This window comes from Bacillus clarus, assembly GCF_000746925.1.
In the GTDB taxonomy this organism is placed as follows: Bacteria; Bacillota; Bacilli; order Bacillales; family Bacillaceae_G; genus Bacillus_A; species Bacillus_A clarus.
The window spans coordinates 285,444-297,217 of record NZ_JMQC01000009.1; the positions used below are offsets into that span (position 1 = coordinate 285,444).

Annotated in this window: 3 protein-coding genes; all 3 read left to right on the forward strand. The window is 36.3% G+C overall.

Translation table 11 applies throughout. The annotated features are described in order from the left end of the window. Positions 1-9,498: a non-ribosomal peptide synthetase gene (locus tag DJ93_RS27935; protein ID WP_052109742.1), complete on the forward strand. Its 9,498-nt coding sequence runs from the start codon at positions 1-3 to the stop codon at positions 9,496-9,498. Between the two features lie 381 nt (positions 9,499-9,879). After that, entirely contained in the window at positions 9,880-10,605 is a 726-nt protein-coding gene (locus DJ93_RS27940; protein WP_042984685.1) for a response regulator transcription factor, read from the forward strand. Then, a complete protein-coding gene (locus DJ93_RS27945; protein ID WP_042984687.1) occupies positions 10,602-11,678 on the forward strand; it encodes a sensor histidine kinase in 1,077 nt (358 codons plus the stop codon). The genes DJ93_RS27940 and DJ93_RS27945 overlap by 4 nt, the downstream gene beginning before the upstream one ends. Positions 11,679-11,774: the final 96 nt, after the last annotated feature.

Here is an 11,774-nt window from a genome sequence, read left to right on the forward strand (position 1 = left end):
ATGTCAGTATTTAAAAAGCAAGAGCTTTTTTGGAATAATATGTTTGATGCTGAAGATAATATGAGTTATCTACCTTATGTTAAAGCGATTAAAAATACTAGTAATAAGTATGATTATGTTTATCGTCCTTTATCATCCAATGTATCACAAAAAATTAAGACTATGGCAAATGGATCTAATCTAGCAATATATTTGATACTGTTAACTGGGGTTGAATGCTTAATAAATAAATATACAGACGAAGAAAATATCATCATAGGATTTCCAACAATGCAAGTGGGGGATAAAGAAGGCTCACTATTAAATGAATTCTTAGTATTAAAAAATAAATTAGATCAAAACAGTACATTTAAATCAGTATTTAATAGAATAAAATTATCGGTCAAAGAAGCAATTGAAAATCAAAAAGTTCCTTTTAAAAAAATGGTTCGAAATTTAAATCTACAATATGATTCAAACAACTTACCTATTATAAATACGATGGTTTCTTTAAATGAAATTCATCAGGGTAATTTTAATGAAAGTGTAGTTACAGATACCATATTCCACTTCGATTTAGAAAAAGATGTAATTAATTTGAAGTTAATATATAATGAAAATCTTTATGATAGAGATTTTATGAATCAAATTATAGAACATTTAAACCGTATTTTCTCTGTAATTTTATATCAGTATGATCTTGAAATAAGTAAGGTTGAATTGTTATCAGAAGCTGAAAAAAATAAATTATTGATTTCTTTCAATGATACTACATCCCATTATCCTAAGGAGAAAACTCTTCATCAGTTATTTGAAGAACAGGTAGATAGAACACCAGATCAATTAGCGATTGTATTTGAAAATCAGCAGTTGACGTACTGGGAACTCAATGAACGAGCAAACCAGTTAGCGAGAACCCTAAGAGATCAAGGAGTAAGGGCAAATCAGTTAGTTGGAATTATGGTTGAGCGTTCTGTAGAGATGATTGTAGGTATACTGGGTATATTAAAGGTGGGTGGTGCCTATGTGCCTATTGATCCAGAATATCCTGAAGATCGTATTAATTATATGCTGAAAGATTCCGGAGTAGAAATATTATTAAGTCAACAACATTTAGAAATTCCCTCCTCTTATAAGGATAAGATTTTACTGTTAGATGATGCACATACTTACCATGGAGATACTTCTAATTTAGGAGGTATTAATACAGAGAATCAGTTGGCATATCTTATCTATACTTCGGGAACTACAGGCAAACCTAAAGGGGTAATGGTGGAACATTCCAGCATACATAATACAGTACAATGGAAAGCAAAATCATATGGGTTTACGAAGGAAGATCGTGTACTTATGTTTAGTACATTTGTGTTTGATTCATTTATTACACACTTTTTTGGACCAATCATTTCTGGTTCAACAGTATATATTCTTAATGATAAACAGTGTGTGGATCCAATGGATATTAAAAATGCTATCTCATTATGGCAGATAACACATTTACAAAGTACTCCTAACTTTTTGTTTAAAGTATTAGAAAATATGGATGTATTAGATTTTTGTTCAATAAAAAATGTAGTTGTTGGTGGAGAAAAGGTTACTCCTGTACTTATTAAAAAGTTGAAAACATTAAATCCAACAGTAGAAATATGTAATGAGTATGGTCCAACGGAGAATAGTGTAATTTCCACAATGCTATCAATTACGAATGTTGAACAAACGCTTTCCATTGGTAAGCCAATCTCAAATGTGAAAATCTTTATTTTGGGGAAAAATAATTGTCTTCAACCAATAAATGTTCCAGGAGAACTTTGTATTTCTGGAGATGGTGTTGCTAAAGGGTATTTAAATCAACCGGGGTTAACAGCGGAAAAATTCGTAGAAAATCCTTTTATCCCAGGAGAACGCATGTATAGAACAGGTGACTTGGCCAAATGGTTACCAGATGGAAATATTGAGTATATTGGCAGAATTGACGATCAAGTGAAAATTCGGGGATATCGAATTGAATTGGGTGAGGTTGAATCAGTACTTCAAAAGTTGGAGTTGGTTCGCGAGTCCATTGTTGTTGCACGAGAGAATGAAGATGGAATAAAACAATTATGTGCTTACTTTGTTGGAGACGAAAGCTTAACAGTGGCACAACTTCGAGAGGCGATGTCACAAGAACTACCCGACTATATGATTCCATCTTACTTTGTACATTTGGCACAAATGCCATTTACACCAAATGGTAAGGTCGATCGTAAAGCATTGCCTGAGCCAGAAGGAAACATACAAACAGGTACGGAGTATGTTGCGCCGCAAAACCCAATAGAAGACTTGTTAGTCTCGATTTGGCAAACGGTACTTGGTGTTCCACAAATTGGAGTATTAGATAATTTCTTTGATCTGGGAGGCGACTCAATTAAGTCTATCCAAGTTTCCTCGAGACTGTATCAAGCTGGTTATCGAGTAGATATGAAAAACTTATTCAAATATTCGACTGTTGAGTCTTTAAGTCCGCATGTGGAGAAAATAACACGAGTTGCTGAACAAGGGGAAGTAACAGGAAAGGCTACGTTAACACCAATTCAACGTTGGTATTTCGACCGCGAGGCGGCAGATCCTCAGCACTTTAATCAAGCGTTCATGTTATATCTGAAACAAAGATTTGATGTATCAGCTCTTCGTAAAACGATGCAAAAAATTGCCGAGCATCATGATGCGCTTCGTATGGTCTTCCGTCAAACTGAACAGGGATATGAGGCATGGAACCGAGGAATAGAGGAAGAAGAGTTATTCAGTCTGGAAGTGATGGATCTCACAGGAAATGGGAATCCGACTTCAGTGATTGAAGAGGCTGCGAATGCGATTCAAAGTAGCATGCATTTAAGTGAAGGACCGTTAATGAAAATAGGCTTATTCCAATGTGAAGAAGGCGATCATTTGTTGATGGTTATTCACCACTTAGTAGTGGATGGCGTTTCTTGGCGAATATTGCTGGAAGATTTTGAGGCAGGGTACGAACAAGCGGTAAACGGAGGGGTTATTCAACTATCACAAAAAACAGATTCTTTCCAATTATGGGCAGAACAATTATCCCTTTACGCGAACAGTCCAGAGATGGAAAAAGAGCGCGAATATTGGAATGAAATCGAGCAAATCTCAACGGGATTGCTACCGAAAGATGAGGAACAAGATTGTGGTTTGATAAAGGACACTGAAGTTATCTCGGTCCAATGGACAGCTTCTGAAACCGAGCAGTTATTAAAACAAACAAACCGAGCATATAACACTGAAATCAATGATTTATTGTTAACAGCTTTAGGAATGGCAGTTCATCAATGGACAGGAATGGAAAACATTGTTGTGAATTTGGAAGGACATGGACGAGAGTCTATTCTTTCTGATCTTGATATTACTCGTACAGTAGGCTGGTTTACGAGTCAATATCCAGTAGTCTTGTCGATTGAAGCAGGGAGCAATATCTCTCATCGGATTAAGAATATTAAAGAAGGATTACGCCAAATTCCAAATAAAGGGGTTGGATATGGTCTTTTAAAATACTTGTCTGAACATCAAGAAAAACAGATGTTTACACTGAAGCCAGAGATTAGCTTTAACTATCTGGGGCAATTTGATCAAGATTTAGAGAATACTGCGATGCAGGCGTCTCCTTATTCGAGTGGTTCAGATGTAAGTAAGTATCAAACGAGAGCATATGTACTCGAAATCAATGGCATGATATCTAATGGGAAATTATCATTAGGAATTGGTTATAATGGAAAACAATATCGAAAAGAAACGATAGAGAAATTGGCGAATTGGTTGCAAGCGAGTCTGCAGGAAGTCATTGAACATTGTGTAACGAAAGAGCGAGTGGAGCTCACACCAAGTGATATTATTTTCAAAGGGATGACAATCGAAGCATTAGATCGTATTGTACAGGAAACAAACCACATAGGCGAAATCGAAAATGTGTATCCATTAACCCCGATGCAGAAGGGTATGTTATTCCACAGCTTGCTGAACTCACAGTCGGAAGCTTATTTTGAACAAGCAACGTTCGATGTGCAGGGAAGTATGAATATAGAGGCGTTCGTTCAAAGCTTAGAGCAATTGGTGCAAAGACATGCCATATTCCGAACTAACTTTGTGAGTGCTTGGAATGATGAGCCGTTACAAATTGTATACCGAAATCGAAAAATCGATTTTCATTATGAAGATCTGCATGAAATGGAAGGGCCATCACGTGAAGAGTGGGTGGAGAAGCATACGAATGAAGATAGGGAAAGAGGATTTAATCTTGCTGAAGATGCATTAATGCGTATGATAATCTTACGTACTGAGGAACAAACGTACCGTGTTATTTGGAGCTTCCACCATATCTTAATGGATGGTTGGTGCATGCCAATTGTAATCCAAGAAATCTTCGAAACTTACTATGCTACTCAGCAACAAAGAGAACCTGAATTATCTGTAGTAACGCCATATAGTGATTATATTGAATGGTTAGAAGCACAAGATTATGAAGAATCATCTAAATATTGGAATGATTATTTAGAGGGGTACGAAGGGCAAACATTATTACCAAAAGAAAATTTGAAAAATGAAGATGAAGGTTATGTTTTGGATGAGCTACTTTGTGAGTTTGATAGAGAATTAACGCAGAAGATGAAACAGGTAGCTAGTGATAATCAAGTCACAATCAACAGCTTAATTCAGACAGCATGGGGAGCGCTACTACAGAAATATAATGGCAGTCAGGATGTTGTATTTGGAAGTGTTGTATCAGGAAGACCAGCTGTTATACCAGGTATAGAAAATATGATTGGTTTATTCATTAACACGATTCCTGTGCGTATTCGTTGTGACGCGGAAGAAGCTTTTGTAGAAGTGATGAAAAAGAATCAAAAGCAGGCAGTAGCCTCACATGCATACGATACGCATCCATTGTATGAAATACAGGCACAAACGGAACAAAAGCAGGACTTAATCACACATCTTATGGTGTTTGAGAACTATCCTACAGAGACAGAAATGGAACGTGTTGGTAACCAGTCCGAAAACCTATTAGAAGTCAAGAATGCAAATATGGAAGAACAGACAAGCTATGATTTTAATGTAATTGTTGTTCCTGGTGAAGAATTTAAAGTTCGACTTAATTACAATGCCAATGTATATGATTATACAAGTGTAGAACGAATTCGTGGTCATTTGGTTCAAGTTATTAAGCAAGTTGTAAATAACCCGCAAATTTGTATACAAGATCTAGAATTGGTAACAGCAGAAGAGAAAATACAGATTCTCGAATCGTTCAATGATACAGCGACTGAATATCCATGTGAAAAGACTATCCATCAATTGTTCGAAGAACAGGTGGAGCGTACACCAGATCAAATTGCGGTTGTATTCGAAGATCAGCAATTGACGTATCGTGAGTTGAATGAACGAGCGAACCAATTGGCACGAACGCTAAGAGATGAAGGCGTACAGGAAGATCAGTTAGTTGGAATTATGGTAGAACGTTCGCTAGAAATGATTGTGGGGATACTTGGAATCTTAAAAGCAGGTGGTGCCTACGTGCCAATCGATCCTGAATATCCAGAGGAACGAATTCGTTACATGTTGGAGGATTCGGGAACGAAGATGCTCTTGTTGCAACGCCATTTGCAGGATAAGCACTCTTTTACATCTAAAATTCTATTTTTGGATGATGAAGCGATTTATCATGAAGATGGTTCGAATTTGGAATCGAAGGCTGGGCCGAATCATTTAGCTTATGTTATTTATACTTCAGGAACAACAGGCAATCCTAAAGGTATTTTAACTACGCACCGAAATATAATTCGAGTTGTTCAAGATACAAATTATATTACATTTAGCACACAGGATAAAGTACTTCAATTGTCAAGTTATGCGTTTGATGGATCGACCTTTGATATATATGGTTCGTTATTAAATGGAGCCGAACTGATTCTTATCTCCAAAGAAGTATTGTTAAATATGGAAAAGTTAACAAATTACATTGTAAAAGAAAACATTACGGTTCTCTTTATAACGACAGCTTTATTCAATGTCTTGGTCGACGTTAATATTAACTGTTTATCTAATATTAGAAAAATTCTTTTTGGTGGAGAACGTGTATCAGTAGCACATGTACGAAAGGCAATTCAGCATATAGGAGAGAATAAAATTGTACATGTCTATGGCCCGACGGAAAGTACGGTATTTGCAACGTATTATGAAGTGAATGAAGTGGAAGATAAGTCTGAAAATGTACCAATTGGAAAACCATTAAGCAATACAACAACGTATATTGTGAACAATAATGGTCAATTACAACCTATAGGAGTGGCTGGAGAACTTTGGATTGGGGGAAGTGGTCTCGCAAAATCCTATCTCAACCGTCCTGATTTAACTTCAGAAAAATTTGGGAATAATCCATTTATACCAGGTGAGCGCATATACAAAACGGGTGATTTGGTAAGATGGCTATCTGATGGGAATATTGAATATTTAGGAAGAATTGATCAGCAGGTGAAAATTCGAGGCTATCGGATTGAACTTGGAGAGATTGAAGCACATCTCTTAAAAATAGATCCAGTTCAAGAGGCTATCGTGGTTGTACGAGAGAATGATGATGGATCAAAACAATTGTGTGCATACTTTGTGGCAAATAATGACTTAACAGTAAGACAAATACGGGAAGCTATGTCACAAGAATTACCAGACTACATGCTTCCATCGTACTTTGTACAGCTTGCAAAAATGCCATTAACACCAAATGGTAAGATTGATCGTAAAGCGCTGCCTGCGCCAGAACAAAGTCTACAAACAGGTACGGAGTATGTTGCGCCACAAACCCCGATAGAAGAAATGTTAGTATCGATTTGGCAAACGGTACTTGGTGTTCCGCAAATTGGAACATTGGATAATTTCTTTGATTTGGGAGGCGACTCAATTAAAGCGATTCAAGCTTCTTCAAAGTTGTTACAAGCAGGATATAAAATAGAAATGAAATATTGGTTTAAGTATCAAAATATAGCAGAGTTAAGTTTACATGTAAAACAGGTTACCCGATTGATAGATCAAAAAGAAATAACAGGAGAGGTTACATTAACACCGATTCAGCGCTGGTTCTTTGAAAACAAGATGGAAGCCCCTCATCATTTTAACCAGGCGGTTATGTTATATCAGAAACAAGGATTTGATGTACCAGCTCTGTGTAAGACAATACAAAAAATAGCTGAGCATCATGACGCGCTGCGTATGGTCTTCCGTCAAACAGAACATGGGGATGAGGCATGGAATCGTGGAATCGAGGAAGAAGAATTATTCAGCTTGGAAGTGATGGATTTCACAGGAGAGGTAAATCCTGCCGCTGCCATTGAAGAAGCAGCGAATGCGATTCAAAGTAGCATTGATTTAAGTGAAGGACCGTTAGTAAAACTAGGCTTGTTCCAATGTGAAGAAGGCGATCATTTATTGATTGTGATCCATCATCTAGTAGTGGATGGCGTTTCTTGGAGGATATTACTGGAAGATATCGGGGCAGGATATGAACAGGCGGTAAACGGAGAGACTATTCAATTGCCACAAAAAACAGATTCTTTCCAATTATGGGCAGAACAAGTATCCCTTTATGCGAACAGTCTAGAGATGGAGGAAGAGCGCGAATATTGGAATGAGGTCGAACAGATCCCAGCGGCATTGTTACCGAAAGATAAAGAACAAGATTATGGCTTGATAAAGGATAGTGAAGCCATTAACGTGCAGTGGACGAAGTCTGAAACAGAACAGCTATTAAAGCAAGCAAATAATGCGTACAATACGGAAATAAATGACCTGTTGTTAACAGCTGTAGGAACGGCAATTCATCAATGGACAGGAATGGAAAAAATCGCTGTGAATCTGGAAGGACATGGAAGGGAAACTATTCTTTCTGATCTTGATATCACTCGGACAGTAGGTTGGTTTACAAGCCAATATCCAGTAGTTCTGCCGATTGAAGTAGGGAGCAATATCTCTCAGCGGATTAAGAATATCAAAACAGGATTACGCCACATTCCGAATAAAGGGATTGGATATGGTCTTTTAAAATATCTATCTGAAAATCAAGAAAAGCAGACATTTACATTGAAGCCAGAGATTAGCTTCAACTATCTGGGTCAGTTTGATCAAGACTTAGAGAATAGCGTAATGCAAATATCTCCGTATTCAAAAGGAAATGATGTAAATATTCATCAAAAAAATCGATATACATTAGATATTAATGGTATGGTTATTGATGGAAGTTTATCAATGACACTTACTTATAGTCATGCACAGTATTACGAAGAAACAATACAGGAGTTAGCAGAATTATTAAGAGGAGCATTGAAGGAAATTATTGAGCATTGTGTAATCAAAGAGCAGACAGACCAGATACATCATGTGGGAGAGCGTGAACTTGTAGAATCTATTAATTCGAAAGAAGCAGAGAAATTTACAGATGAATTTTTTAATAGTTTGTATTTAAAAGATGTTCCAGGTGCTATTGTTGTTATTGTTCAAGATGGTAAAGTGGTTTTATCTAAAGGGTACGGATATTCAGATGTCGAGAATAAAATACCAATGAATGCACACAAAACATTAATGAGAGTAGGTTCAATTACAAAATTATTCACTTCTACAATCATGATGCAACTTATAGAGCAAGGCAAAATTAATTTATATGAAGATATCCAGACATATTTAGGAGATATTGAAATTCCAAGGAAAATAAATGCTCCCCTTACGATTGAACATTTGATGAGCTATACTACAGGATTTGATTATCCTGATCAAGGAATGGAACAATTGATTAATTTTGATAAATCAAAACCTGTAACATTAAAGGAGTTCATTAAACAGAATATGCCTACCGTAGTTCATACGCCTGGTGAGCGATATAACTATGAAAATTTTGCATTCGTACTTCAAGGGTATATAGTAGAAAAAATTACAGGTGTTCCTTTTCATCAATATGCAAAGGAACAATTATTAAAACCACTTGAAATGTATAATAGTAGTTTTATTCAAACATTGGAATTACAAAATAAACTTGCAACAGGATATGATATAGAAAACAGTAGAATTCCAGAGTATGAGTATAGTCCAGTTGATAATTCTACTGGTAGTATGTTCTCAACAGGAGAAGATATAGCTAAATTCATGATTGCCATGATGCAACAGGGAATGTATGGTGGAAATCGAATATTAGATTCGATTTCTGTGAAAAAAATGCTCTCTTTGAAATCCGAAAGCAATCCTGAGGTAAGCTATAGCAGTTATGGATTTGAAACAAATTTCCATCCGAATTATATGGGTGAAAATATTTTTGCTAAGAGTGGAAATATTTCTGGATTTAGTTCGTTTATGTGGTTGTTACCTGAAGCGAACACTGGAGCATTTGTTATGTGTAATAAGAGCATTATAAATAAAATCGAAATTTTTGAAGCATTTATGAATCATTATTATCCATCCATACAAAATCGAAAATCTCTACAATTAGTGTAAGTTATTCTAAACTTTATGCTGTTAGTGTGTTTGGATAAGTAAGGGGACAGTAATTAATCCATAATTCATAAATAATAAGGATCTTCGAAGGAGCTTGGGAAAGTTCCAGAAAACAAAACTGAATTTCATAGAATCAGGGCTAGGATATAATTTAGTTGAAAGTTATTTTCTGACCTTGGATAAGCTGTGAAATTGGAATAACATTGCAAAAAACCGCCTTTTTAAGGCGGTTTTTTGAGTGGAAATAAATGAGAAGGATTATACATATTAGATAGAGGGGAGTAGTAATCCTGCTATTTTAGTATTAAAATAGGTGTGCATAGAAAAGTTCACAGTATGCTTATGAAGTCAGGGTTCCCCAAAATTAATAGGAGGTATATTATGTATCGTATTTTTATTATAGAAGATGACCCAAAGATTTCCACTATTTTGAAAAATAATATGGAGAAATATGGATTTGAAGCGTGTTGTGCTTCAGATTTTCGAGATTTGCTAACTGAGTTGGAGGAATATGAACCACATTTGGTACTGCTTGATATTAATCTACCATATTTCGATGGCTACTATTGGTGTAGGCAGATACGAGTACGCTCAAGTATACCAATTATTTTTATATCTGCACGGGCAGGTGAGATGGACCAAGTAATGGCTATTGAAAACGGTGGTGATGACTATATTACAAAACCTATTCATTTAGATTTGTTAATGGCAAAAGTGAAAAGTACATTGCGAAGAGTTTACGGGGAATACGCTACTATGTCAACTGACTTAGGTATAAATGAGAATGAGATCAATGTGTATGGATTACGACTGAATATTCCACGTAATGAGCTGAGTTGGAAGGATCAGAAGGTTGAGTTAACGAAAAACGAACGATTGTTGACCGAATGCTTTATGCGTCGAATTGGGAAGCCGGTCTCTCGTGAGAAGCTTTTGGAGACCTTGTGGGATGATGTTCAGTTTGTCGATGATAATACGCTAACAGTCAATGTAACAAGGGTTAGGAAGAAGTTGGAGGAAATCGGACTACCCAAGGTGATTGAAACGATTAGGAGCCAAGGTTATAAGCTTTCCTTAAGTGATGAGCATGCGGGGGAAAGTTCATGAAAAAATCAACAATAATTTTATTTTTGCAGGATAGATTGTTATATATGTATTTATGTTTGCTCATTATTGGACTTGGTACGGGGATTATGCTTGTGGACAATGTGAGTCCTTCAGGGTTAATAGATGGTGGGATAATATTTTATTTTATATTGCTTTCGCTATTCTTAATGGGTCTATGGTTGGTTTTTGATTACCTTCGGCAAAAAGCTTATTACAATCAAGTTAAGGATGCGATTAATCGATCCGATGTAGATGCTATAGAGATTGTGCAGGCCATGGTAACAAGAGAGCAATATTTGGTAGCTAGGCTCTTACAGGAGCAATACAGTAGTTATTTGAATGAGCTTAGAACATATCGTCGTCAACAGGAGTTACATAATCATTTTGTATTACAATGGGTGCATCATATGAAAACGCCCGTATCAGTTATTGATTTGCTTATACAAGAGGCTTTGCAGCAAATACCATATACGGAGGAAGAGCAAGAGCAGCTAGTAGTTAGTATACAGGAAGAAACAAACAGAATGACAAGAGATTTAGAAATGATGTTGTATACAGCACGCCTTGATAAGTTTGAAATTGATAGTCACTTAAAAAAAATTCCACTTCATAAGTTGATTAGTGCTGTTATAAATGCACATAAGAGTTTTTGGATTCGTCATTCTATATATCCACGGATTGATGGAGAGGCATGGATAGAAACGGATGAGAAATGGATGAAGTTCGTGCTAAACCAACTAGTGAGTAATGCAATTAAATACAGTAAGGATAAACCTGGGGCAAAGCAACTAGTTTTCTGTTTGGAGGAGAGTGTGCACGGGGGCGGAAAGCTGAGTGTGGTTGATGAGGGGATTGGAATTGCATCGCACGATCTCCCGAGGGTTTTTGAACCATTCTTCACAGGAGAGAATGGAAGAACAGCGGGAGAATCGACAGGAATGGGCTTATATTTAGCAAAAGAGGTGTGTAAGCGCCTTGGTCACGCTTTGTCTGTAACATCAGTTTTGGGAGAAGGGACAACATTTATAGTCAGCTTTGAGCCTCGTGGAATCCATATGTTTGATATTAAGTGACAATATTGTAAGGTTTATTAGTTGTTATAACAATATTTTTAGTTGTTTATGGAGAATTGAGTGACAATATTGTAAGGTTTACTGTCAATTTTGAAA

What these genes read in the sequence shown, in the direction of transcription:
- DJ93_RS27935 (WP_052109742.1), top strand. Translation starts at nt 1, where the DNA reads ATGTCAGTATTTAAAAAGCAAGAGCTTTTTTGGAATAATATGTTTGAT.
- DJ93_RS27940 (WP_042984685.1), top strand. Translation starts at nt 9,880, where the DNA reads ATGTATCGTATTTTTATTATAGAAGATGACCCAAAGATTTCCACTATT.
- DJ93_RS27945 (WP_042984687.1), top strand. Translation starts at nt 10,602, where the DNA reads ATGAAAAAATCAACAATAATTTTATTTTTGCAGGATAGATTGTTATAT.